This is a genomic window from Arenibacter sp. P308M17 (genome assembly GCF_003426735.1).
Classification (GTDB): Bacteria; Bacteroidota; Bacteroidia; order Flavobacteriales; family Flavobacteriaceae; genus Arenibacter.
Map to the genome: position 1 here is coordinate 79,552 of NZ_QVON01000010.1, position 25,958 is coordinate 105,509.

Annotated in this window: 26 protein-coding genes; 10 read left to right on the forward strand and 16 right to left on the reverse strand. The window is 39.7% G+C overall.

Features of this window, described 5'->3' with window-relative positions:
• The first annotated feature begins 42 nt into the window (after window positions 1-42).
• On the forward strand, window positions 43-732 hold the full coding sequence (locus D0S24_RS19275) for a hypothetical protein (RefSeq protein WP_117021468.1): 690 nt from the start codon (window positions 43-45) through the stop codon (window positions 730-732).
• Between the two features lie 187 nt (window positions 733-919).
• Here the strand turns inward: D0S24_RS19275 and D0S24_RS19280 are convergent, their stop codons facing one another.
• From D0S24_RS19280 to mnmD, 9 genes are all read right to left on the reverse strand, one after another.
• Window positions 920-2,083 (reverse strand): sigma-54 dependent transcriptional regulator, encoded by a 1,164-nt coding sequence (locus D0S24_RS19280; RefSeq protein WP_117021469.1) that lies wholly within the window; start codon window positions 2,081-2,083, stop codon window positions 920-922.
• 11 nt (window positions 2,084-2,094) lie between these two features.
• Window positions 2,095-2,973: a DUF6268 family outer membrane beta-barrel protein gene (locus tag D0S24_RS19285; protein ID WP_117021470.1), complete on the reverse strand. Its 879-nt coding sequence runs from the start codon at window positions 2,971-2,973 to the stop codon at window positions 2,095-2,097.
• Window positions 2,963-3,319, reverse strand: coding sequence for a mechanosensitive ion channel (locus D0S24_RS19290; RefSeq protein WP_117021471.1), 357 nt, complete (start codon window positions 3,317-3,319; stop codon window positions 2,963-2,965). The genes D0S24_RS19285 and D0S24_RS19290 overlap by 11 nt, the downstream gene beginning before the upstream one ends.
• Window position 3,320: 1 nt before the next feature.
• A complete protein-coding gene (locus D0S24_RS19295) occupies window positions 3,321-4,658 on the reverse strand; it encodes an ABC transporter permease (RefSeq protein WP_117021472.1) in 1,338 nt (445 codons plus the stop codon).
• A 5-nt stretch (window positions 4,659-4,663) separates the two neighbouring features.
• Window positions 4,664-5,587 carry an ABC transporter ATP-binding protein gene (locus tag D0S24_RS19300; RefSeq protein WP_117021473.1) on the reverse strand — a complete coding sequence of 308 codons (924 nt, stop codon included), beginning with the start codon at window positions 5,585-5,587 and terminating at the stop codon, window positions 4,664-4,666.
• A 576-nt stretch (window positions 5,588-6,163) separates the two neighbouring features.
• On the reverse strand, window positions 6,164-7,285 hold the full coding sequence (gene dnaJ / locus D0S24_RS19305) for a molecular chaperone DnaJ (protein ID WP_117021474.1): 1,122 nt from the start codon (window positions 7,283-7,285) through the stop codon (window positions 6,164-6,166).
• Window positions 7,286-7,294: 9 nt separating this feature from the next.
• The gene (locus D0S24_RS19310) at window positions 7,295-7,873 is read right to left on the reverse strand and encodes a nucleotide exchange factor GrpE (RefSeq protein ID WP_117021475.1); all 579 of its coding nucleotides are present in this window, start codon (window positions 7,871-7,873) and stop codon (window positions 7,295-7,297) included.
• Between the two features lie 243 nt (window positions 7,874-8,116).
• A complete protein-coding gene (locus tag D0S24_RS19315) occupies window positions 8,117-9,073 on the reverse strand; it encodes a TIGR01777 family oxidoreductase (protein WP_117021476.1) in 957 nt (318 codons plus the stop codon).
• A 127-nt stretch (window positions 9,074-9,200) separates the two neighbouring features.
• Window positions 9,201-9,866, reverse strand: coding sequence for a tRNA (5-methylaminomethyl-2-thiouridine)(34)-methyltransferase MnmD (gene mnmD, locus D0S24_RS19320; protein WP_117021477.1), 666 nt, complete (start codon window positions 9,864-9,866; stop codon window positions 9,201-9,203).
• A 310-nt stretch (window positions 9,867-10,176) separates the two neighbouring features.
• Between mnmD and D0S24_RS19325 the strand changes: the two genes are divergently transcribed.
• Window positions 10,177-11,250: a branched-chain amino acid aminotransferase gene (locus D0S24_RS19325; protein WP_117021478.1), complete on the forward strand. Its 1,074-nt coding sequence runs from the start codon at window positions 10,177-10,179 to the stop codon at window positions 11,248-11,250.
• 88 nt (window positions 11,251-11,338) lie between these two features.
• Here D0S24_RS19325 and D0S24_RS19330 read toward each other — a convergent pair whose 3' ends face one another.
• Entirely contained in the window at window positions 11,339-11,728 is a 390-nt protein-coding gene (locus D0S24_RS19330) for a nucleoside triphosphate pyrophosphohydrolase family protein (RefSeq protein ID WP_117021479.1), read from the reverse strand.
• Window positions 11,729-12,387: 659 nt separating this feature from the next.
• Here D0S24_RS19330 and crcB point away from each other — a divergent pair.
• From crcB to D0S24_RS19355, 4 genes are all read left to right on the forward strand, one after another.
• Window positions 12,388-12,756, forward strand: coding sequence for a fluoride efflux transporter CrcB (crcB, locus tag D0S24_RS19340; RefSeq protein WP_117021480.1), 369 nt, complete (start codon window positions 12,388-12,390; stop codon window positions 12,754-12,756).
• A gap of 703 nt (window positions 12,757-13,459) precedes the next feature.
• Entirely contained in the window at window positions 13,460-13,798 is a 339-nt protein-coding gene (locus D0S24_RS19345; protein ID WP_117021481.1) for a P-II family nitrogen regulator, read from the forward strand.
• A gap of 31 nt (window positions 13,799-13,829) precedes the next feature.
• Window positions 13,830-15,080, forward strand: coding sequence for an ammonium transporter (locus D0S24_RS19350; protein WP_117021482.1), 1,251 nt, complete (start codon window positions 13,830-13,832; stop codon window positions 15,078-15,080).
• A 116-nt stretch (window positions 15,081-15,196) separates the two neighbouring features.
• Complete coding sequence (locus tag D0S24_RS19355) at window positions 15,197-16,264, forward strand: outer membrane beta-barrel protein (protein ID WP_117021483.1); 1,068 nt, start codon at window positions 15,197-15,199, stop codon at window positions 16,262-16,264.
• A 188-nt stretch (window positions 16,265-16,452) separates the two neighbouring features.
• On the opposite strand, the gene D0S24_RS19360 is transcribed toward D0S24_RS19355, so the two are convergent.
• The 3 genes from D0S24_RS19360 to D0S24_RS19370 all read right to left on the reverse strand — a co-directional run bounded on the left by D0S24_RS19360 (window position 16,453) and on the right by D0S24_RS19370 (window position 19,808).
• Window positions 16,453-17,094, reverse strand: coding sequence for a DUF1684 domain-containing protein (locus D0S24_RS19360; RefSeq protein ID WP_117021484.1), 642 nt, complete (start codon window positions 17,092-17,094; stop codon window positions 16,453-16,455).
• A 432-nt stretch (window positions 17,095-17,526) separates the two neighbouring features.
• On the reverse strand, window positions 17,527-18,939 hold the full coding sequence (locus D0S24_RS19365) for an alpha/beta hydrolase (protein ID WP_117021485.1): 1,413 nt from the start codon (window positions 18,937-18,939) through the stop codon (window positions 17,527-17,529).
• Window positions 18,940-19,355: 416 nt separating this feature from the next.
• Window positions 19,356-19,808, reverse strand: a complete 453-nt coding sequence (locus tag D0S24_RS19370) for an Lrp/AsnC family transcriptional regulator (RefSeq protein ID WP_117021486.1) — start codon at window positions 19,806-19,808, stop codon at window positions 19,356-19,358.
• A 117-nt stretch (window positions 19,809-19,925) separates the two neighbouring features.
• Here D0S24_RS19370 and D0S24_RS19375 point away from each other — a divergent pair, with 117 nt between their 5' ends.
• The 3 genes from D0S24_RS19375 (at window position 19,926) to D0S24_RS19385 (ending at window position 22,256) form a co-directional block, all read left to right on the forward strand.
• A complete protein-coding gene (locus tag D0S24_RS19375; RefSeq protein WP_117021487.1) occupies window positions 19,926-20,318 on the forward strand; it encodes a hypothetical protein in 393 nt (130 codons plus the stop codon).
• A 328-nt stretch (window positions 20,319-20,646) separates the two neighbouring features.
• Complete coding sequence (gene purU / locus D0S24_RS19380; RefSeq protein ID WP_117021488.1) at window positions 20,647-21,498, forward strand: formyltetrahydrofolate deformylase; 852 nt, start codon at window positions 20,647-20,649, stop codon at window positions 21,496-21,498.
• Window positions 21,499-21,554: 56 nt separating this feature from the next.
• A complete protein-coding gene (locus D0S24_RS19385) occupies window positions 21,555-22,256 on the forward strand; it encodes a DUF4197 domain-containing protein (protein ID WP_117021489.1) in 702 nt (233 codons plus the stop codon).
• Window positions 22,257-22,561: 305 nt separating this feature from the next.
• Here D0S24_RS19385 and D0S24_RS19390 read toward each other — a convergent pair whose 3' ends face one another.
• Entirely contained in the window at window positions 22,562-23,341 is a 780-nt protein-coding gene (locus D0S24_RS19390; RefSeq protein ID WP_117021490.1) for an alpha/beta fold hydrolase, read from the reverse strand.
• Window positions 23,342-23,527: 186 nt separating this feature from the next.
• On the opposite strand from D0S24_RS19390, the gene D0S24_RS19395 reads away from it, so the two are divergent.
• Window positions 23,528-23,725, forward strand: a complete 198-nt coding sequence (locus D0S24_RS19395) for a hypothetical protein (protein ID WP_117021491.1) — start codon at window positions 23,528-23,530, stop codon at window positions 23,723-23,725.
• Between the two features lie 5 nt (window positions 23,726-23,730).
• Here D0S24_RS19395 and pyrF read toward each other — a convergent pair whose 3' ends face one another.
• Window positions 23,731-24,549, reverse strand: a complete 819-nt coding sequence (gene pyrF, locus D0S24_RS19400; RefSeq protein ID WP_117021492.1) for an orotidine-5'-phosphate decarboxylase — start codon at window positions 24,547-24,549, stop codon at window positions 23,731-23,733.
• Between the two features lie 5 nt (window positions 24,550-24,554).
• The gene (gene prfA / locus D0S24_RS19405; RefSeq protein ID WP_117021493.1) at window positions 24,555-25,631 is read right to left on the reverse strand and encodes a peptide chain release factor 1; all 1,077 of its coding nucleotides are present in this window, start codon (window positions 25,629-25,631) and stop codon (window positions 24,555-24,557) included.
• Window positions 25,632-25,958: the final 327 nt, after the last annotated feature.

Below are 25,958 nucleotides of genomic sequence, written 5' to 3' on the forward strand. Positions count from 1 at the left end.
AGGTTATATTTCCCGGTATAACAACAAACTAAAACCTACTTTATGCGACTTTCCGTTATAACCGTCTATTTTGTGGCAGGGTTTGTCCTTACATCTTTTAAGGGTAACCAGGCATGTGAATATGCAGGTTCCAATATTGGTTATATCCAATCACAAACTGAAAAGGCATTGGCCACGGAGGACATTAACATGTCCAAATATTTTGCCTACAAAGCATTGAACGCCATAGTAAAATCCAAGTCCCAATTGGAGGATTGCGGCTGCGAGCATGCCATTGGGCTAATTCACGAAAGTGCCATTAACTTGACCAACGCTACCGGTGCCACCTCAATGCCAAGTGTCAAAATATTACTTAAAAAGGCTTTGGATAATACTTTGGGTGGTTTGGAAGCCTTGAACGATCACGACTCCCATAACAGTAGGTACAATAATGATGTTCTGGCCATGAATACCAAGACCTCAATGGCCGAAAAGGAATTACACGATCCGCTGGATAAAAACAGCCTTGAAACCAAAGTGGATATAGCTTTGGAAAAGTTCAGGAAATCGTTGGATAAGGTGGTAGAAACTGTAGACTGCAAGGAGGCTAAGTCATTTACGCAAAACGTGTACCGAAATTGTGAAAAGGAGCTTATGAAACCAGATCTTTCCGAAGGCAAAAAATATTACAATTTAAAAACTAAGGAAATAGCTGCAAATGCCCTTAAAAAGCTGGGTAATTGTCAGGATTAGGGTCCTGGGCGCCAGTGCTACAAAAACCATATTTCAACCGGATATTTTTCATCCCCTTAATTTATAAATATCCTTAGATTTCAAGATAAGCCTTCCCTATTATGGCAAAGGCCAGCTAATGTGGGTTCGACTTGGAACGAAGTTCAAATAATTGATTATCCATTAAAAAAATTAGAACCCCTCCCAACTATTTACTGGCAAAGGATTTTACATCTTCCTCGGTCACCTCATTGCCCCCAAGAATAATAAGTCGCTCTACCACATTTCTCAACTCCCTAATATTTCCGGTCCAATCATAACCCTTTAACAAGGTAACGGCCTTTGCCGAAAATGTTTTGGGCGCAGTTCCCTGTTCGGAAGCTATTTTTTCGGAGAAATGCTTAATGAGCAAAGGAATATCATCCCTTCTATCGTTTAGTGCAGGGACCTTGATAAGGATTACGGCCAACCTATGGTAAAGATCCTCGCGGAACCTACCGCTTTCTATTTCTTTTTTTAGGTCCTTATTGGTCGCGGCCACTACCCTGACATCTACTTTGATATCCTTATCCGATCCAACCCGGCTTACCTTGTTCTCCTGAAGAGCCCTTAGCACCTTTGCCTGTGCAGAGAGGCTCATATCCCCAATTTCGTCCAGAAATATGGTACCATTATTGGCGGCCTCAAATTTACCGGCCCGGTCCTTTACAGCTGAGGTAAAGGCTCCCTTAACGTGTCCAAAAAGTTCGCTTTCAATTAGTTCTGAAGGAATTGCAGCACAGTTGACCTCTATCAAAGGATGGGCATTTCGTTCGCTTTTTTCATGGATCCAATGGGCCACAAGTTCTTTTCCGGTACCATTGGAACCCGTAATAAGGACTCTGGCATCGGTAGGGGCCACTTTCTCAATTATTTCCTTAATTCCGGAAATTTCCTTGCTATCCCCGATCATTTCATAGTTTTTGCCCACCTTTTTCTTTAGTATCTTATTTTCCAATACCAAATCCTTTCTATCCAAGGCATTGCGTACCGTAGTCAATAACCTGTTCAGGTCTGGCGGTTTGGAAATATAATCGAAGGCCCCGAGTCTCATGGTATTCACCGCTGTATCCAGGTCTCCATGGCCGGAAATCATGATAAAGGGAATTTCGGGCTTTATTTTCCTTGCAGCCTCCAAAACTTCGACCCCATCCATTTTGGGCATCTTTATATCACAGAGCACAAGGTCAAAATCGTCTTTTTTTAGTATTTCCATTCCCATCAATCCATCTTCGGCCTCCGCTACCTTATAATTTTCATTTTCTTCCGAAAGGATTTTCACTAAAACCCTTCGAATGGCCGATTCATCCTCTATAACCAATATTCTAGACATAATTAAGTATATTAAATTCCAATTCTAAAACCCGTTCTAAAATAAAAACTAGGTTCATCGTTCAATGTAAATATATCTTCCCGTTCCTTATTTCTCAACACTCCGGCCTGAAAAAGTGTATGGCCCGCATAACCGTAAAAGAATATATTTTTTGCAACCGCATACTGATATCCCAAAGTAAATAGCGCTACTGAAGTGGAAATGGAGGAGGCAACACCCGAATCCGAGCTAATCACCGAATTCTGGAGATTAACGTAATATCCATCCAATATAAACTCCGTTTGCAGCATATGTTTATCGTTAAAAAAATATTTCATACCACTTTTGGGAGCACCCACTACATAGGCCCAATTGGGATGGAACCTCTTTTCAAAATAGACCAAGGGCAAGGGGACCCTAATGGCCACGGTTGAGTTGTAGGCTATTCCCAAGACCAATCGAGTTGGTTTCTCAATTTTTGGTCTATCCCTTAAAGCTCCAATGGTCATATTCACGGAAACATCCCCTTTACCAATATCATTGGTCAAAGTAGAGGACAACCGAGGGGTTACCACCCCAACAAAGCGCCAGTCCTCATTGTACTGCAATATATAGGCCATATTTAAATCGGCCACATGGAAAGTTTCTGTGATTATATCGTCATAAGGGGTCCTACGGTTTAGATCGTAAGCAATGCGATTGTATTCGCCCCCTACAATAATATTATCGTCCTTCCCCACTTTAATTGGCATGTTGGCCACCAATTTAATTCTGGATAATTTTGCTTCGGCCGTATTTCGTGGCATTAGCATATACTCCAACCTAAAAATATCCGGTGTTTGGGCCAGACAGAAATTGAAGGTTAAAAAAAATCCCAAAACTATTTTCCATGCCTTTGTTCTAATTCCCATTTCCAAAATCCTTTTTTTCTATCTGCATTGTTTGAATTGGACGGGATTGAAATACATGGACATCCCTTTGAGGAAATGGAATACTTATATTGTGTTCCCTAAATTTTGCTTCCATTACATACCGCATAGCACTTTTTATTTTTGGATCCCCATAACTGTCATTGATAAAAAAATTGACGGAAAACAATAGGGCCGAATCCCCAAAATCTTCAAAAAGCACAAATGGCTTTGGGTTTTTCATGACCCCAATCTGTTCCTTAGCGATATTTTCCACCTTATCACCAGACCAAATTTTATGGCCGAGAAATTCCCCTAAGGCTTTAAAAACATTCCCAATTTCTTCCATATTAATATTTAAGCCATTTAAATAGATCCCTGTAGGAAGGTTTTTTTCCGTACATCAATATACCTACCCTGTATATTTTGGCCGCCAACCAAACAATCCCGACAAAAGTGACCATTAAAAGAAGAATTGAAACTACAATCTCCCAAATTGGCACCCCTCCTTCTCCAATGCCCCCTGGTAGGCGCATCAGCATTACAATAGGGGATGTTAAGGGGAATAATGAGAATCCTACGGCAATTGGGCCATGAGGGTTATTAAAGACAGAAAAGAAACCTACATAAATGGCCAACATTAAAGGTAATATAATAGGAAATATAAACTGTTGCGTATCTGTCTCGTTGTCCACCGCAGCCCCTATTGCTGCATATATTGAGCTATATATTAGGTAGCCCAAAACAAAATAGACCATAAAAAAACAAACAAGCATTACCCAAGGAATCTTAAAAAGTTCGTTCGCATATAATTGCATGGCAGAATCGGAGGCTGCCACATAGGCGGCCCCCCCTATCATGCCAGGTGCATTACTTGCCCCGGTATTAAGGGAGGCAGGATCAATATCGAAGACCAGAATCAACACCCCGACCATTAATAGAACCGAAATGATCCAGATGGCGAACTGGGTAACTCCTGCCAAGGAAGTCCCAATAATTTTCCCCAGCATTAGCTGAAAAGGTTTCACTGAAGAAATAATTACTTCAATTATCCTGGTCGTTTTTTCCTCTATCACACTGCGCATAACGAATCCTCCATAAATAATGATGAACATCATAATCAGGTATCCGAAAGCTCCTCCTATAAACGCCTTAATTTCGGTTATTCCCTTCAGGTTCTGTTCGCCGCTAAAGCTAGCGGTCTTAATTTCATAATCATTGTCCACACTCTCAAAATCGGATACCGACACCCCCAATTCCTGTAATCGCTGCATTCGTAATCTGTCCTTGAACACATTTCCCAAATTATCCAGTATAAAAGAGCCGGGAGCTTCCTTACTGTAAAAGAAAGACCTGCTTGCCACTTGTTCCAGGTCCTGTTCATTGGGGATGTAAAGCAGGCCATAAAATCCCATTTTTTGAATGGAGTCCTTCGCTGCCTCCAAGCCAATATCCTTAAGCTTTACAAAAGACGTGTTCTCGGTTCCCTGAAAATCCGTAGAAAAATAATGGCTTTCATTTAATACTCCTATAGTCCTTATTTCGTTGTCATTGATCTTGGTAAGGTAAACAACAAGAACCAGCATTCCTACCATTAGGATAGGACTCAGGAAGGTCATGACCACAAATGACTTATTTCGAACTTTTGCTAAATATTCACGTTTTATGATGAGCGATAACTTCCCCATAAATATTATTTGGATTGAACGGTTCTAATAAATATGTCGTTGGCCGAAGGAATGGTCTCCATGAAATTGTTGACATTGGCCTTTCCCGATAAATGGGACAGAAAGGGGCCGGTATCCTCAGAGGGCAATTGCACTGTAAAATTTAGTTGTAATCCATTATCAACATATTCCGAGGATAGAATCTCAAATTTATCCTTTAGATCCTCCAAGAGTCCGTTGGCGCTTTGCACACCAAGCCCTACCTTATAGATATTATTTTTATAGGCTTTTTTAATATCGCTAAGCTTGCCATCCAATATTTTCTGGGACTTGTGAACCAAGGCAATATATTCGCATAGTTCCTCTACGGATTCCATGCGGTGCGTTGAGAAAATTATGGTGGTGCCCTTATCCCTTAATTGAATGATCTCATCTTTAATAAGGTTGGCATTTATGGGGTCAAAACCGCTAAAGGGCTCATCAAAGATCAAGAGCTTTGGTTCGTGCAGAACAGTAACAATAAACTGGATCTTTTGGGCCATGCCCTTGGAGAGTTCCTGTATTTTCTTGTCCCACCAATCCCCGATCTCCAATCTATCGAACCAATATTTTAACCTGTTTTTGGCATCGTATTTGGACAGTCCTTTTAACTGGGCCAGATATAGGGCCTGCTCCCCGACCTTCATGCTTTTATATAGTCCCCTTTCCTCGGGCAAATACCCTATCATAGAAATATGTTGGGCCTGCAACGGTTTACCATCAAAGAAAATTGTCCCTTGATCCGGATAGATTATTTGATTAATTATCCGAATCAATGTGGTTTTCCCAGCTCCGTTGGGTCCCAGCAGGCCGTAGATACTATTTTTGGGAATTTCCAATGAAACTTTGTTGAGGGCAATATGGCTCCCAAACTGCTTGGAAACCTCATTAGCGACCAATATATTATTCATGCATGCAATTTCCCCAAAGATATATAATTGCCCATTAAGAGATAGGCCGGAAAATTATAAATTATACTTTTTCATATAATTTGCTTTCGATAATTATCGAAGGCATGGTCCAATATAAAATTCCGAAAATAGTTATTGCCATAAAAAAGTAACAATAACACCTAGTGCATACCATAAGCTCTACTTTTCCTTGTGCTTCTTTAGAGCTTGGGAAACCATTTCACAAAATGGAAAGATCCCGCCAAGGGACGGGATTATTTCAACCAACTATCTTTAATGCACTCCTTTGGAACTTTTAAAGAAAGGGTTTCAGAAGCAATACCTTTCATTGAACTTCCTTAAAGCTTGGCAAGCCATTTCACAATATGGAGAGATCCCGTCAAGGGGCGGGATTATTTCAACCAGGTATCTTTAATGCGCTCCCCAGGAGCTTTTAAAGAAAGGGTTTCAATAACAAAACCCACCCCCGACGAATCGAGGATGGGAAAAAAATTGCTATGAAAAAGAAAAATAATATTGGTTTCCCAACATTATATCCCAAATATACGTTTTTTATTTAAAACGTTAAACTCCCTTTTAGGAGAACATATCCTTGACTTTTTCAAAGAAAGACTTATCCGATTTCTCAGGTCTAGGCTCAAAATTTTCGTTGTTCTGCATACGTTCAAAAAAATCCTTTTGCTCCTTATTCAATTCTTTGGGCGTCCATACATTAACGTGCACCAATAGATCCCCACTGCCATATCCGTTAAGACTCGTAATGCCTTTACCCCTTAATCTTAGTATCTTACCGGACTGTATCCCAGCTTCCAATTTGATCCTTACCTTGCCCCCTACGGCATCGATCTCTTTTGAGGTACCTAAAACTGCTTCAGAAATACTGATATAAAGGTCATAATGAAGATTATCCCCTTCCCGCTTCAGGGTGTCGTGTTCTTCTGTCTCTATTGCCACCAGTAAATCTCCGGGAACCCCATTTCCTGGAGCATCGTTTCCTTTGTTGGGCACTTTTAACTGCATCCCATCCTCTACCCCGGCAGGAATATTTATACTAACGGTCTCCTCCGAAACCTTGAGTCCATTGGCATCGGCATCACCCGGCTTTTTATCTATAATTTGCCCACTACCCCCACAGGCACTGCAGGTGGCTGCGGTCTGCATTCTACCAAGAATGGTATTGGTTATTTTGGTTACCTGTCCACGGCCCCCACAGGTTCCGCATGTTTGGTAGGTGACCCCTTCTGCCTGAACTTTCCTCCTTACTTTTATTTTCTTTTCTACCCCGTTGGCTATTTCCTCCAAGGTCAACTTGACCCTGATTCTTAAATTGCTTCCCTTAACGCGTCGCTGTCCGCCACCGCCTCCAAATCCAGAGAAGCCACTAAAGCTCCCGCCTCCAAAGGCACCACCGAAAATATCACCGAACTGACTAAATATATCATCCATATTCATGCCACCTCCGCCAAATCCGCCGCCCTCAAAGGCAGCATGGCCGTATTGGTCATAACGGGACTTCTTATTGGGGTCGCTCAATACTTCATAAGCCTCGGCCGCCTTTTTAAACATTTCCTCGGCCTTGGCATCCCCTGGGTTTTTGTCAGGATGGTATTCGATCGCCTTCTTGCGATAAGCCTTTTTTACTTCCGCCGCAGTAGCATTTTTACCAATGCCCAAGATATCATAATAATCCTCCTTCATATCAAATTTTTAATTTCCAACAACCACTTTTGGGTGGCGAATAATTTTGTCGCCCAATTTAAAACCCTTTTCGACCACATCCACTATTTTGCCCTTCAACTTCTTGCTCGGTGCCGGGATTTGCGTAATGGCATCATGAATTTCCGCATCAAAGGCATCCCCTTGTTTAACTTCAACTTCTAGAAGCCCCTTGTTTTTTAAGGTTTCCTTAAACTTATTGCTTATTAATTCCACCCCCTTGAACAATTCCTGATCCTCGGCCTTGGAGATTTCCTTCAATGCCCTATCAAAATCATCTATCACCGGCAACAATGACACAATTACTTCTTGGCCCGCCGTTTTAAACAAATCCATTCTCTCCTTGGAAGTACGTCTTTTATAATTCTCGAATTCTGCAAAAAGACGTAAAAATTTATCCTTTTCCTTAGCAAGGTCTTCCTTCAATTGTTCTTCAGGACTAAGTTCTTCACTTTTTTCAAGGTCCACTCCTTTTTCATTATCCACACTATCGGTAGATGTGCCCTCCTGTTCCTCTATATTGTTCAGAACATCATCTTCCATCTTTTCTGTGTTATTTTCGTTGCTCATTTAGATTGCATTTATATACTTCCGATTTCAAATGGCAAAAGTACTGCCAATTCTTTAAAAATGTCATAATGTCATTAAACTTTATAAAAAGAAGCCGTCCCAACACGAATTGAAACGGCTTCTTTTATGTTTTTTTTCGGACAGCTATCTAAGAATGTTCCTTAAATACCCAATTCCCGGATAGGATACAATACTGATCGGGGCGCATTCCATACACCCAATAAAATATTATGGTCCTTAGCGCTAAGAAATAAACTCATTCCTGTAAAGCGTCTCCATAGCCGACCGGTCCCCTTTGTCCAAATAAATATTTTCCAATGCCCTGCAGATATTGGGATATATAAAATCAAACCCGGAATCTTCAATTTTTTTACTACTAACACGCTGGCTGGAAAATAACAAATAGGACATTTCGCCCAAAACCAAACGCATCACTGATCTTGGAATATTGGGCAAAAACAAAGGTCTGTCCAAAACTCTTGCAATTTCTTTGGTAAGCTTCAAATTGGTCACAGGATTAGGGGCTACCGCATTAAAGACTCCCGTTAGATCCTTTGAAATCACGTGTAAAAATAATCGGCCCAGATCCCGCAGATGAATCCAGGATTGCCATTGGTTGCCGCACCCCATGACGGCCCCCAAATAATACTTTACGGGTTTGGCCATTTCGGGTAATGCCCCTCCTTTATCGGACATTACCAACCCTATCCTTATCTTGGCAATTTTAATATTCAATTTTTCAAAGACATCCACTTCCTTCTCCCAAATAGATACCACCCTCCCTAAAAAGCTATCATCTACTTCCCCTACATCTTCCCCGTAATATTTGGAAAGGGAATTGGGGTAAATCCCAATGGCCGAAGCGGACACTATTGTTTTAATATGATGTTCTTTGGGAATAGCTTCCGATAAAGTTCGGAGGGCTTTCACCCTACTCTCAAGAATCTTTTTCTTATTGTTTCGTGTCCATCTCCTGGAAATAGAGGCACCTGCAAGATTGATTATTACAGTTGCCCCATTGAAGCAAGCCTTATCTATTTCATTCTTTTCCGGATTCCAGTAAAAGCCATTAAAATCCCTTTGGGATACAATTTTATTCTTATTGGTGGTCAAGTAATTTATCGAAATATTGTTATGCTTGCACAATTCCACAATTTCACTCCCCACCAAACCTGTTGCACCTGTTATCAAAACCTTCATACCCTATCTTTCTATCAACTTTGATATAAATATACCGATTTTTAAAATTGAAGTAGCTGAATTTAGTTTAGGTTTAACAGTCCTAACCTTCTGAATGTTAAGTAATCTATAATAACCGCTAAATAATCTAGGAAACCTTTAAGCCTCGCAGCATTTCTCTCTTTCCTGGAGGCCCTGGCAGTCTTTCCACCACAAATCCCACGGCCTGCATAGCTCTCCGCACACTTCCTTTTGCCGAATAGGTGACCAACACCCCATTTTCTTTCATGGAAGCGAACATTATGGCAAAAATTTCCTCGGTCCAGAGTTCTGGTTGCACCCTGGCCCCAAAGGCGTCAAAATAAATAAGATCGAACAGATCGATATCTGAAATTTCCCTAAAATCGATCTGTTGCTTTAGCAGTGAAAAATTGGCCGATATTGGATGCGATTGCCCCCAGGAAGTTTGGTGCATATGCCAGAAATACGGTTCCGATCCCTCCGCATCCAAGGCAGACCTATAATCCAATTGCTCCAGTTCCTCCAGGGCAACTGGAAAGGCTTCAACGCCTTTATAAGTTATATCCAAGCCTCGCTTTCCTGATTCCAATAAAGTTATGAGTGCGTTCAAACCTGTTCCAAAGCCTATTTCCAATACGGATAATTGTCTGTTTTGGAACAAGGACAAACCGTTCCTTATAAAAACATGATAGGCTTCCTGTACTGCCCCGTGAACAGAATGGTACTGTTCGTTCCAATCTTCGATCTGAATGGTTTTGGAACCGTCTGCCGTCGTTATGATCTTCCTTTTCAAATTTTTTGTTTATAATTGCTTCATCCCCACCAAAGGTATCACTTTTCCCCTGGGCACATAGTTTCGGAACCTTCAATCCGGTGTCCAAAGATTCAAAACTTTCCATAGCTTCGGATTCCATGAAAGGTTTCCTTAGATCAATTTTGTGGCATAGAAGTAGAAAACACCATAAATATCACGATTTAAATGTTAAAACACTTTATTGTAATCAGAATTCATATCACTTCACAGAACAGGGTAATTTTAGACAAAAAAAAAGAAGTACAACTAATGATATTTGCTTAATTTTATTGCTTTAAATTAAAACTTTATGCAAACTGTTTCAAATTCAATAATAGTAGAGAAAGTCAAAACCTCGAAAATTGATAAGGTAGATTTTAATAATTTATCGTTTGGAAAATATTTTACGGATCATATGATGGTCTGTGATTATAAAAATGGCGCTTGGGAAGTACCAAAAGTAGTTCCCTATCAACCGATTACCTTGGACCCATCCGCTAAAATTTTTCACTACGGACAATCCGTTTTTGAAGGAATGAAGGCCTATAAGGACAAGGATCAAAATGTGTGGCTCTTTCGTCCTTTGGAAAACCAAAAACGGATCAACATCTCGTCCAAAAGATTGGCTATGCCCGAATTTCCCGAAGAATACTTTATGGACGGCTTGGAGGCACTTTTGAAATTGGACCATAAATGGATTCCTACTGCCGAAGGAAGCTCCCTTTATATTAGGCCCTTTATATTTGCATCCGGGTGCGGATTCCATGCTTCCCCGTCCGAGGAATACAAATTTATTATTGCCTGTTCCCCATCGGCCTCCTATTTTGCTGGGAAGGTAAAAGTTTTGATAGAAGAGAAATATTCGCGATCCGCCAACGGTGGCGTAGGTTTTGCCAAGGCGGGCGGTAATTACGCCGGACAATTTTACCCTACTCAACTGGCGGTTGAAAAAGGTTACAATCAAGTAATCTGGACAGATGACAACCAGCATGAATATATAGAAGAGGCCGGGGCCATGAACATATTTGTCAGGATAAACGACACATTGATTACCAGTCCTACCAGTGATAGAATATTGGACGGTATCACGAGAAAGAGCATTATAGACATTGCAAAAGACGAAAATATAGTAATGGAAGTCAGAAAAATTACAGTAAAGGAAGTGGTCGAAGCCTCAAAAAATGGTAGTCTCAAGGAAATGTTCGGAGCGGGTACCGCCGCAGTGATTTCGCCGATTGCCACTTTTGGTTACCAAGGAAAGGACTATGACCTACCGGAAATAAAAGATGGTTACGCCTCTATCTTAAAGAAGCGCATTACAGATATACAATACAACAAGGCCAAGGATAAATTTGGCTGGAGACATAAGGTAGACATTCAATAAAAACTTTTTGTTTTATTAAAAAATCCCCTCTTCTGCAAGCAATGAGGGGATTTTTAGTTCCTAACCAAGGGTTTCCCATAACACCTTCCTATCTTTTATTAAGGATATCCACAATATTGGGCTTAAAATAATTGGGCCCCTTGAGCACTTTTCCATCATTCCTATAAATTGGCTTACCATCCTCCCCCAATTTGCTCATATTACTTCGCTGAATTTCCTCAAATACTTCCTCTATTTTATACTGCATGCCATGCTCCAATATGGTACCGCACAATATATACAGCATATCGCCAAGTGCATCCGCCACCTCTACCAAATCATTATTGTTGGCGGCCTCCAGATATTCCCTATTCTCTTCATCCATCAAATTAAAGCGAAGTAAATTCTTGGCTTCGCCCAAATTGGCCTTGATTTCTTTGGAAACGCCCAAACCAAAAGATTTATGGAACAATTCTACTGCCTTGAGTTTACTTTTCATAATTGGAATTATTTAAGTTAGATTTGCGTAAAAATATAAATATGTTCAGTAAGGGACAATTAATTTTTGCCGGGCTCTTTTTCGCTACATTTGTAGTAATTACTATATTTTCCTATCGAAAAGACAAAAAAACTCATAAAAAAAACTATAAAGGCGTTAAATGGGTAGGAGTTTTCTTCATAATTTTTATAATAATCCTGTTTCTAATTAAGTTTTCCCTTAAAAATTAACAATATTTTTCCTTAAGCCGTAAAAAGTAACGCTCCGTGCAATATTCCTATTTATTACAAGGTATAATATACTAAAAGACGTAATTTTGCGTTCAATAACTAAATAATTTAGTTGTATGGTAACTTTTTTCAGTATTTTACTAGTTCTTATTGGAATAAACGCATTGCTTTTTTTAGTCAGTTTTAACAGTAGTCCCAAAAAGAAAGAAAAGTCCGCTAAAAATATTTCAGAATCTACCACAGTAATCTTCCCCCTAGATTTAATCAACTCGAAATATAAAAAGGCAGTTTAATCCTTGTCCAAAAAGAAATAGATGCATTTTTTGTCCACATACCATTTTACGGTAGTATAACGCTGTACATATTATTAAGACCCTTATATATGATAAGTTTTATTTACCTTGAACCGGGAATAAAATTATAAATGTAATGAAACAATTTCTACTTGTCTTTCTGGGAGGTGGCCTGGGCAGTGGCTTACGGTTTTTAATAGGCAAAGTATTCAACAACACTTTTCAGAATTTTTTTCTCGGCACTTTTATAGTGAACATCTTAGGTTGTCTTCTAATTGGATTTATCCTTGGACTTACGCTTAAAAACAATTTGCTAACGGCCAATCATACATTACTTTTAACCACAGGCTTCTGCGGTGGCTTCACTACTTTTTCAACTTTTGCACTAGAGCAACACTCCTTTTTAAGATCCGGGGATTTTATTAACCTCGCGGCCTATACCCTTTCCAGTATTATACTCGGAATCCTTGCCGTAGCTATCGGATTTTGGTTTTCTAAATTATAACGGATCAGGAACAATTGTTGTGTTTATGCAAAGATTGTGATCGGTCTATAAAGGAAGAATGCTACATTTTTCAATCCCTTCCGTATTCTCCTCCTTTGGTCGGAGAATCCACCTTCCCTTGACCAAGGGAAGGAGCTTTTACTTATCGTATTACGTGATGGCCCGGACATTGGATGCTGGATACCGGACCGGACCGGCCTTGAACTTTGAAGTAAAAATGCCGTCCAGTTTCTAGATTCTACATTGTTTCATTATAACATTGAATCATTGGTATATTTTCAAATTGACCCATTTTCATATCGTCAAATCGTCAGATCATCCCATTGCCAAATCGGTACATTGGACAATTGGTATATTGTTACATTAAATCATTGCTACATTGAACGCACGTACCATCTTCATTATAACCCCCTTCAAATTATTCCAACCCATATATTGCCATTTCTATTTATTATGGTGGAATTGGCCATTTTTCTGCATTATCAATAGTAAAACACTTAAAAAGGCGCGTTTTTTTCAGCTTTTGGCTCAACCAAGTGTTAAAAGTTTTAACAAATAAACATATTATTCATTTTGAATAACAATACCCCTAAAATAGATGGGTCATTTTTATATAAAATGTAATTATGACATATATACCCCTAAAAAAATAGGGGGGTATTAATTTAATATATATTTTTGTTTCATAAATAATAAATCAATTATGAAAAAAATCGAGGCAATTATTAGAAAGTCAAAATTTGATGACGTAAAAAAAGCGTTGCATCAAATTGAAGTAAACTTTTTTAGTTACTGGGACGTAACGGGGGTCGGAAATGAAAAAGAAGGCCATGTCTATAGGGGCATTTCCTATAGTACATCCGACATTCAACGCAGGTATCTTTCCATTGTAGTTTCGGATGAGTTCTTGGAACGAACCGTTAACACAATTCTGGAAACCGCATACTCCGGTAATGTAGGTGATGGCAAAATTTTCGTTTCAGACATTTTGGAAGCATATCGCATCAGAACAAAGGAAAGCGGAAAAGCAGGAATCAACTAAAAAAATTAATAACCAACAAACAAACAACAACATGGACGTAGGATTATTTACAGCAAATAACGTTTGGATGATGATATGTACGGCTCTCGTATTCTTCATGCATTTAGGATTTTCACTTTTAGAAATCGGACTTACCAGACAAAAAAACACGATCAATATTTTATTCAAGAACGTATTTATTATATGTATCGGACTCCTCATATATTATGTAGGAGGCTTTAACCTTATGTACCCAGGGGATTTCAACGGGTATCTTGGTTTTGCAGGATTCGGAATTGAAGCTCCGATACTACCGGATGGCAGCTTGGACCTAAGCTACAATGAGGGATACACCTATTGGACGGATTTTCTGTTTCAAGGCATGTTTGCAGCAACAGCGGCAACCATAGTTTCCGGAGCAGTAGCAGAACGTATTAAACTAGGTGGATTTATGATATTTACCATAATCTATGTGGGATTGGTTTATCCTATAGTAGGGTCTTGGCAATGGGGCGGTGGATTCCTATCTTCACTTGGCGGTGAAGAAGGTGGTTTCCATGATTTTGCAGGTTCTACCCTGGTGCATTCCGTAGGGGGATGGGCAGCCTTGATCGCAATCTTTATATTAGGACCAAGAATTGGCAAATTTGACGAAGACGGAAAGCCAAACGCCATTCCCGGACATAACATTCCATTGGCAGCCGCAGGGGTTCTTATTCTTTGGTTGGGATGGTTTGGATTTAACGGGGGATCCGTACTATCGGCAGATCCGGCAGGTACTTCCATAGTATTGGTTACTACATGCCTGGCAGCAGCTGCAGGTGGTATGGGAGCCTTTATTTTCTCTACAATACTTTACAAAAACTATGACCTTACCATGATGCTGAACGGTATCTTAGGTGGTCTTGTCGGAATTACGGCAGGAGCGGATTTAATGTCGCCCTTTGAATCTATTATCATTGGGCTCTTGGCCGGGGTTATTATTGTCCTTGGCGTTGCGCTGGTAGACAAATTAAAACTGGATGATCCCGTGGGAGCAGTTGCAGTGCATCTTATTTGTGGTATCTGGGGTACCTTGGCAGTAGGTATATTCGGAGTTAAAGCGGGAGTGACACAGTTTTTATATCAATTAACAGGGGTTGCTGCCACCGGGGTATTCTGCGCCCTAACAGCATTCATTATTCTATCCGTGATCAAGAAAACTTCCGGAATACGAGTTTCCAAGGAAGAAGAGTTGGAAGGTTTGGACTTACATGAGCACGGAATGGATGCTTATGCCGACTTCAGGTTGAACCAACACTAATAATAAATTCATAAGAAAACGGAGCGTTTTGCAGAACGCTCCGTTTATAACCCTTTTTCAATACAACAACTCAATAATTAGATAACATCCTTACTAAGGACATAAACAATTGAATTATGAAAACGATTATTTATACAAAATACGTAAAAAATTTACTATTATTTGCATGCGCCCTTGCCTCAATGGCAACTTTCGGCCAAGAAGACGAGGAAGAAGCCAAAAAATTTAGTCTCAGCGGAAGTGTGGATGCTTACTACAGGACCAACTTTAATGGTGATAACGGTTTTGACGACACCTCTGGGCTACCCAATGCAGCACCTGGCTCTTCATTTGCCAATTTACCAGGTTTTGCTTTAGGTATGGCCAATGTGATAGCCGCTTACGATGGGGAAGATGTTGGATTTGTAGCCGATCTTGTTTTTGGCCCTAGGGGAACGGATGCTATTTTTGCCTCCCCCCTATATTCCGCTACCGGAAATATTGTAAACCAATTATACGTATATTGGAATGTAAGCGAATCCGTTAAATTAACATTTGGTAACTTTAATACCTTTTTAGGTTACGAAGTAATATCCCCTGTTGCAAATTTTAACTACAGTACATCCTATCTGTTTTCCTATGGCCCTTTCTCCCATACCGGTTTAAGAGCAGACTTTGCCCTGTCCGATGACTTTAGCTTAATGTTGGCCGTCATGAACCCAACAGATCAAACGGAATTGAATCCTACCGATAAATACGCTTTCGGGGCCCAATTGGGATATAGTGGTCAGTTCCTAAATTTCCTAGCGGATGACGGAGCGTTTGAAATTGACTTTACAGGTGGTTTTGATTTGTCCGACGAGTTCTTCTTGGGAATCAACGCAGCCCTTTACGATAATGACGATATTGGTTTTGCCGGGGTAGCACTATATCCGCAATACGCCACTTCCGAAAACTTCACCTTGGGATTAAGAGGTGAATATTTTACAGAAACAGGAGACTATGGTGCTATAGGAACGGGAGTTGAGGATTCCAGTGTTTTTGCCGTAACCCTTACAGGTAGTGCTACTATAGGCAACTTAATGATCAAGCCAGAACTGCGCTTGGATAGTGCATCGGATGATTCCTTTAATTTTCTGGACAAGGATTTAGCCGCACAAAAGAGTTTATCCTCATTTGTACTAGCGGCCGTGTATTCTTTCTAAAAAATTGAGTTTATTATTTATAGCCCCGCTCCAAGCGGGGCTTCTTTATTTTTACTCGATAATCGAGATTTAAACCTGCCTGCCGCAGGAAGGTGTTCCAAAGCTTGCCTGCCCGTTTCCGTTAAGGCGGGCATCGAAATCAAACTTGAATTTCCTTTCAATGCCTCCTGGGCTTGCCCCGGGGTAGTTTACTCCTTCTTAAACGCCTTCACCCCTGCCATAATGGGAATATCCAGCCTATTCTGCTGGGGTACCAACGGACACGAATATTTTGGATTATATGCACAATAGGGATTATAGGCCTTGTTAAAATCCAAAAGAATCGTATTGCCTTTGGGAATGGTCAAATCCAAATATCTTCCCCCGCCATATGTCTCCTCCCCATTAGTTAGATCGGCAAAAGGCAAAAACAAGTATTCCCTGTATTTTTCCTGATGCATCAATTCCTGATTTTGATAAACCTCCAATTTATGGGACCGGCCTTTTAGATGGAAGGTTATTACCCCAAAAACGACCTCCTCCGTTTCCCGTTCCGTAGTGGTAGGCATCATAAAAGGCAAGGCCTCCGGTGTTCTGGTAAACTTTGCAACAATCCTATATGTGGTATCGGGTTCAAAAAAATCCAAAGTGGTAAAATCCTTTCTATACCTATCCGCCAAGGGCGAGGTTTCGGGATCCTTGAATTCCTCATTCATCTTTTTCTGAAATTGTACGATACCCTCTATGGCGCCGGACTCCGGTTCCACTAGATTACTTTGCTCTTGATCGTGGTATTTTTTTTCCTTACAGCCCAATGAAAATAACAATATGACCAATAACAACTGCTTCATTTTCTTTCTTTTGCCGTAAAAATACAATATCCCTCTTATTGAATAAAAAAAATGACGACCAATCCCACCCAAGTCCGGTGTGCATAAAGGCTTAGTGTTGCTTAGTAGACATTAAATGCTAGATGTTAGATGCTAGAAACTAGAAAAACAAACCTTGAACTTTGAGTCCACTCCGATTTCGACTCCGCTCAATCTCCATCAATACACACCCCTAACCCCTCTCAAGAGGGGAATTTTTCAAACATTGAAGCTTATATTAATGTACCAATGTACTAATTTGTTAATTTATCAATATATAGAGGATCGCTTTGAATCTTGAACTTTGTAAATCCGGACAAAGTCAAACTTTGAACATTGAACTTTTTTCCTGCCTACTGCTACTGCCAACTGTAAACTGTTACTACCTGCTCCATTTAACCATATACATTCAACTTATTCTTCAATGGTCTCATAACGGGCGTCCTTTAAGTATTTGGCCACAATCTCATTGAACTCGGGGGTTATACGCAGCAAAGCCGTATTTTCCAAACGGTACAGTTCGGCTTTGTCCATATATCCTTTCTTTAATAATTCCTCCAAATAAAATAGGGAAGTGCCATAATCCCCCATCTCTGCACTATTCGATATTATTTTAAGATAATAGCTATGGTCCATTGGATCTGTTATTGTCTTCATCATCCACAGAAGGCTTAAAGCTTCTTGGTCTACCGGGGTTCCTGAATTTACTATATCTATATTATCCTCGATCAATGCATTAACATAACCCAAAAGGCGTTTCCCCATTTCCCTTTCCGCCTCTATTTTGCTGCTATCATACTTCTTTAACTCCCCCATTTGGTATATCCACCAACCCAAATTATTATAATTATAAGTAGCCAGATCCTCTTCCAAATAATACACATAATCCTCCTTGATAAAGGACTCCTTCAAAAAGGAGTTGTTCTCATTACGTACCCTAGTTTTAAAAAGCTTATTTTTATTAAGATCACGCTTTATTTTCTTAAGGGAATCAATATCTTTCAGGACCCTATATACGGAGATGACCTCATCCAATAAATTATCGGCCTGAATTAATCTATTGGAGCCGATCAAAAGATTAATTTCCTCCAAATTTTGTGCATAAGTATCATTAACATAGCCTTCATCTTTCTCCGATAAACCTTTGCCAATGGCCGATAAGGTGAAGATTTCCATGGCCTTTCCGAGGTATTGGTTATTGGGCCACACATGGCCCCCGTTAAAAACCAGTAACTGATTGGGAAATTTTAAGCGTCCCATGAGCGACTTCCCTGCCAACATTTCCGGATAGGCATAATCTTCCTTTCCTACGATTCCTATAAAATGAAATAAATTCTTGGTATCCAATATTTCCATATTGGGATATACGGCACCACAGGAAATTACCCCAGCTATCCCCTTAACAAATATGGGAAGTACAGAGGCAAATCTGGCACCGCTATCAAATCCGGCACTATAGATCCTATTCTTTTGTACGGGCAATAGGCCAATAATATTATTGAACATCCTTCCGGTTATCAGAATATTCTGGGAAGTACTCAGGGAGTCGTTTACATTGTTCGATGCCGCCAATATATATCCCTGCTTTTCCGCCGCCCCGGTAAACATACGTATTGCCTGCTTCCCCTTTCCTTCCATATCAAAAACAAAAAGTATGGGCCAATTCCTATCCATTTCAAAGCTGGTGGGAATATACAGCGAATAGCTCTCCGGTATGGAATCCTTTATGGCAATGGAATCTATTACGACGCCTTTTTTCAAAGTCATCTGCTGTGAATTGCACAATAAACCGGCACCAAGAAACAGAAATAGTATAATTTTTTTCATCTATTTAAAAAATTTATTCGATCAAAAAACAGGGGCATAAAAATTTTCTACATAAATCAACCCTCGCTCTCCCGGCTGCCATCAATTTTTTTAACGATTAACGGTCAGGTTCGCTTTAAACTGCCGGCAGGCAGGGAATTTATTTATTTTGTGCCGATAACTATCGGGAGGTATGCAAAAAAAATAATTTTGTTTATACCCGTTTCATAGAATTCTTGTCATCAAATATCTAGCCAAAATAAAATAGCAACCCAGACACTCCGAAACATCCTAGTCAAAGCTAAGGATTGTCATAGTACAAATTACTGTCAGCTCTTTTTAACTTGGCGTTACAACAAAGTAAAGTAAATAATTAAAATATAACCCCAAAGCCGCCAACCACTTTTAATTTCAACCATCCCCTTTAACCACCATTATTACACCTCTCTTTTTTTAATGGGCGCATTAGACACTACATCGGACAGAATAATATGGGTCCGCGTCTCCCCATATTGTATAAGCTTGTCTATAAATTTTTCCAAATGAAATTGATCCTTTAATACCACTAACATGATAATATTTTCATTGCCCGTAATCCGATAACAATTAACAACTTCTTCATAGGTATTTACAATTTCCAAAAAAGGCCGTAACTTCCCCATAAAAGCCCTCAGCGTAATAATAGCTTTTAGTTGATAGCCGGTATGTGAATGGGACACCACTGCTTTGTAACCTGAAATAATCCCAGTATCTTCCATTTTCTTTACCCTTTCCGCAACCGCAGGGGGCGTTAGGCCCACTTTCCGGCCTATATTGGCAAAAGATTCCCTGGCATTTTCCTGAAGTAATTTTAAAATCTTCCAATTAAGGACATCTATCTTTGTATTCAAAATAAAATGAATTAAAAATATTAATATTCAATAGCTAAAATACAATTTTACTTTGTTATATAAACTTAACTTTGCTAATTTCAACGTAATTTTATATATCAGAATTTTTCAATAAAAATGCCTTACAAAAACTTAAGTACGATTCCCATTTACAGGAAATCCTTGGATCTTTTACGGATGAGCAGGGAAATAGCCTCGTACCTATCCTACAACAAGGATTTGCTTAAGTTGTACCAATCCAATAGCCATAGGGATATCATGGTAGATTCCCTTTTGACCGATTCCATTTTAATACCGCAGCAAATTGAAGTGGCCGAGCGCGCCGATTGCTATGCTGCCCGAATGCGAAGTGCTTCCTTTATCAATGTTATCATAAGAAATATAAATTCCTATTGTACCGGTCTGGAAAAGGACGGGGTCAAGGAAAAGGAATACTTAAATCTTCTAAGGAGCGAAATTAAAAGTTTCAGAAGATTGTATAAAGTATGGAGACGATCCATCAGAAGCTAAGTGTTCCTATTTTTATGTATCCCATTTTACTTCACACACCTTTTAACACCCACTAGCCCGATAGATCTTTTTCAATATCTTCATGCCTGTTTTGGGCCAAGGCAATAACTCGCGCTATGGTAATCACCTTCAACCCTCTAAGTGAATATTGGAGAAATGGGATTGGTGGGTCACTCACCTTTTATAGATAAAAAAAGGACCATTATCGGGACACGATTTAATAAAAATGTAAAAATTACATCAATATTGTTGTAATTATATAAAAATACCCTACAACCGGAGTACTTCCTACCTAAAATCCTAATTTTGCCCCCTAAACCATTGCACTTTGAAGACAACTATCCTCATTAATTGCCCCGACCAATCCGGAATTATAAGTTCGGTAACCGGATTTATACATAGAAAAGGGGGCAATATTATTTATATTGACCAGCACGTAGATAAGGAAGCAGGGGTGTTTTTTATGAGACTGGAAAGCGATTTTGAAAAGAACATTCCGGTCATCAAAAATTTGAAGCAAGAATTTGAAAAGGAACTGGCCCTGCCCCACCAAATGGAGTGGAGTTTGTATTTGGGATCCGTACAACCCAAAATGGCACTTTTTGTTTCCAAATACAATCATTGCCTATACGATTTGTTAAGCAGGTACAATTCGGGCGAACTGGAGGTTGAAATACCATTCATCCTCAGCAACCACAGTGATTTGGAGTATGTGGCCAAACAATTTGATATTCCTTTTTTTCATGTGCCGGTAACAAATGGCACAAAAAGTGAAGCCGAAAATCGCCAGTTGGCACTTTTAAAAGAATATCAAATAGATTTTATAGTACTGGCAAGATATATGCAAATTGTAAGCAGTAAGGTGATCGACAATTACCCCAATAAGATCATTAACATTCACCATTCCTTTCTACCTGCCTTTGCCGGTGCAAAACCATACCATGCCGCCTTTGAGAGGGGGGTTAAAATTATAGGTGCCACCAGCCATTACGTTACCGAGGAACTGGATGCCGGCCCCATTATAGAGCAGGATGTTACCACTGTAACCCATGCGCACAGCATCAAGGACTTTATAACCAAGGGACGGGATTTGGAAAAAATTGTACTCTCCAGAGCCGTAAAGCTGCACATTAGAAGAAAAACAATGGTATACAATAATAAGACCGTAATTTTCTCATAATTATATGTACTAAATCCCAATAGCATAAGTTATAGATATAACCCTAAAATATTACAATGAAAAAAATCTTTTTAGCCATCATCCTGTTTCAATGTATTGGGTGTTCGGAATTACAACAAGTGGTAAATCAATTGCCCCAAGGAGGTACCCTTGGCAACGCCGAAATTGCAAACGGATTAAAGGAGGCCTTAAATATGGGTATCGACAAACAAGTAGGCAAACTTACCCAAACGGATGGTTTTTATAGAAATGAGCTGGTTAAAATTATGCTCCCGGAGGAGTTGCAGAAAGTAGACAAGACCCTAAGGGATATTGGACTTTCCAGTCTGGCAGATGAAGGCCTAAAAATTCTTAACAGGGCCGCAGAGGATGCGGTCGGCGAAGCCACGCCCATATTTGTCAATGCCGTTAAGGGGATGAGCTTTAACGACGCCAAAAGTATTCTTTTGGGATCGGACAACGCTGCAACCATATACCTTACCAACACTACGCAGACCGAACTCTACAATAAGTTTAACCCTGTAATTAAAAATTCTTTTGAAAAAGTGGGGGCCGACAAGATCTGGAACAATCTTATTACCAGATACAACAACATTCCCCTTACGAACAATGTAAATCCGGACCTCACGGATTATGTTACACAAGAGGCTTTAAATGGGGTATTTACTATGATTGCCATTGAGGAAAAGGAAATAAGGAACAAGGTTTCTTCCAGAACCACCGAAGTATTGAAAAAAGTTTTTGCCCTACAGGATTAAATGGGAACAATTAATGGATAGTTTACACAATAAACCCAATTAATTAGCGTTACATATTAACAAGGACGTCTTACAATCCTTTGTTTTCCTAAAATAGCGATACAGTTGTACGCCGTATAAAAAAGTTGAGTTAGTATTTTTGAGTTAGTTAGTTTAAAACCGGTGGGAGCACCGGTTTTTTTTATCTGCGCCCCAGAAAAGCCTACATGGATGGGGTCATGACTAATTGTGAACCCGGCTAACATCCGGTCTAAGCATGAATGTGGAATCCAGTTGCAGTCTTTGGCCTTGGAAAAACCTTCCGATTATTTTACCAAAAGATATTTTATGACGGTATCGTTAAAGAACCTAGGCTGTTCTACATTTACCACATGCCCACAGTTCTTCACCACAACCAGCTCGGCACTTTTATGAGCCAAAACCATTTGCTTGATAGTGGGCAAAAATAAATAATCTTCCGCCCCCATCACATAGAGTGTAGGAATTTTGATATCTACCGTTCTAAAAAAGTGAAGCAATGGGTTAATCTCCGATGTTAATTTAAACCATCTAATGAACTCCTTTTGACACAATTTTTTTGCCTCTCGAACAAAGAGTAACCGCGATTCCTTATGGTTCTTATTGGGCATAATTACAAAGGCAAAAAACTTGTACAGCCATAAATAAGGGACAACGGATTTTAGAACAACACCAAGCCTCATCAATATTTGTGACCTTAAATTCAATTTCATAATGGCCCCTCCCATAATCATACTTTCTACCCTATGGGGATGCTTCTCCGCCAAATTTCGAATTAAAATGGTACCTAAGGAAATTCCAATAAAATGGGATTTTTCTATCTTCTCAAAATTGATCACCTCCAATATATCCCCGGTTATATTGTCAAAAGTATACTTTTCCTTAAAGGCATCATTCAGATATACCTTAGAGTTCCCATGTCCCCTTAGATCCAACAAAAGTACATTAAAATGCTTTTTAAATTCCCTAAGTTGCTTGTACCAAATAGTGGAGCTACCTCCCGCACCATGTACAAAAGTCACCCATTGGGTAGAGGTATTATGCCTATGTATATTATAACTGATCAAGATTCAATTTTTATAAATGTAGTGTTAAAACCAATACACTCTATTGGGGAACAAATAAATCAAAATATAACACTAACATGCCCTCAAGGCTAAAAATAGACAAATTACCTGATTATTGGATGACTGCACTTTTGGATAGCTCTCCCAAACCTCCGCTTTCAATTATATTTGTAAGAAAAAAATTATATGGAAAATCAATATTGTAAAGTTGGTGCGATATCCTCCATAACCAAAGGATCCAAAGAATTACGCTATTTGGAATACCAATACCAAAATTTCATGGACAAAGCCATCAGCAAAAAATATTCCGATTCTAAACTTGCCGAATTCTTTGAATTGAAAGCCATCAGAATCCAAAAAATCATCCAGACCTTGACCCATTAAGGCGTTCATAGTTTTTTAAGTTCCAAGCTCATTTCCCGTTGCAGTTCCTTTGCCTTTTCCACAGAAACTTGAGCAAAATTTTCTTGGTCCGAGGCATATATAATTCCCCGGGAAGAGTTTACCAAGAGACCTACATTTTTGGTCATTCCATATTGGCACACTTCCTTTAAGCTGCCACCTTGCGCCCCTACCCCTGGTACAAGAAGAAAACTATGTGGAACAATATTTCGTATTTCCCTCAAAAAAATCGCCTTGGTCGCACCCACAACGTACATCAGGTTTTCCGAATTTTGGTAGGTTTTTGAAACCTCCAGCACCTGCTTGTACAGCTCCTTTCCGTCTACCATTTTTGTCTGAAAATCGAACGCCCCCATATTGGAAGTTAGTGCCAATAATATGGTATGCCTATCCTTAAAGGCCAAAAATGGTTCCACGGAATCCCGTCCCATATAGGGGGCTACGGTAACCGAATCGAATCCCAAATCCTCAAAAAAGGCTGTGGCATAACGGGAAGAAGTATTACCAATATCTCCACGTTTGGCATCTGCGATGGTAAATAATTCCGGATAATTGATATTCAGGTAATTTATGGTCTTTTCCAAAGCCTGCCATCCCTTTATTCCATAGGCCTCATAAAATGCAGTGTTGGGCTTATAGGCCACACATAAATGGTGTGTAGCGTCGATTATGGCTTTGTTAAATGCAAAAATAGGATCATCCTCCCGCAAGAGGTGTTTGGGAATTTTGTCCAAGTCCGTATCCAACCCTATACAAAGAAAGGATTCCTTTTTTCGGATCTGTCCTACTAAAAAATCAGTGGTCATGAAAATTAAAATATCTCAGAGGCTTCCTTTAATTTCTCCGTATTGTCCACCAAACTTAATTCGTCTATAATACGCTGAATATCGCCGTTAATAATGTTCTGTAAGTCGTAAAGCGTTAATCCGATCCTATGGTCCGTTACCCTGCCCTGAGGATAATTATAAGTTCTAATTTTAGCCGAACGATCCCCGCTGCTAACCTGTGAATTTCTCTTGGCGGCATCCTCTTCCTGTTTTTTGGCCAATTCCATATCATACAAACGGGAGCGTAACACCCTAAATGCCTTTTCCTTATTTTTATGCTGCGATTTCTGATCTTGGCACTGTGCCACCAAACCAGTAGGAAGGTGGGTTAGACGCACAGCAGAATAGGTGGTATTCACAGATTGCCCACCTGGTCCGGAGGAACAGAAAAAATCTATCCGTACCTCCTTGGGGTCTATCTGAACATCAAAATCCTCGGCCTCGGGAAGTACCATTACCGTAGCGGCACTGGTATGTACCCTGCCCTGGGTTTCGGTCTGTGGAACGCGTTGTACCCGGTGTACCCCTGCTTCAAATTTAAGGGTACCGTACACATCCTCGCCGGTAACTTCGAACTGTATCTCCTTATACCCGCCACTAGTACCTTCGCTAAGATCGATTACATTCGTTTTCCATCCTTTGGATTCACAATATTTGGTGTACATTCTGAAAAGATCGCCCGCAAAAATACTGGCTTCATCCCCTCCGGTACCTGCCCTTACCTCCACCACTACATTTTTGGAATCTTCCGGATCCTTAGGAATCAGCATAAATTTAATCTCCTCTTCTAATTTGGGCAATTTTTCCTTGGCTTCCTCCAATTGCATTTTGGCCATATCCACCATTTCGGGATCGCTGCCATCGGACAGAATCTCCTCTGCCTCGGATATGTTATTGGTATATTCCAAATATAGATCCCTCTTGTCCACAAGTTTTTTTAAGTCCTTATATTCTTTGTTCAGCGCCACATAACGCTTCTGGTCCGCAATAATTCCAGGCTGGATTATCAGGTCCGAAACCTCATCAAAACGTTGCTTTACTATGTTTAATTTATCTATCATATACTATCTACACTTGGACTGCGAATTTACGATAATTTTGTACATTTAAGCATATCCCGTTCAATAGATGAATTCTATTTTCAATTTTAGAAACTATCAATTAATTTTCCTCTTTGCCAGGCCTTATCTTTGGATATCCTTTATAATTACGGTTTTTATGTTATTTACCGGGGGTATTGTTTTTAAGATATCCAATTTAAATGCCATGATCCTAAGTTCCAAGATATTGTTTTATCTAGGGATCTTTTTGTCTTATTTTGATATTGCCCTACGAATGCGCTTGACGTTTTATCACAATTTTGGTATGTCCAAAACAGTACTTATCCT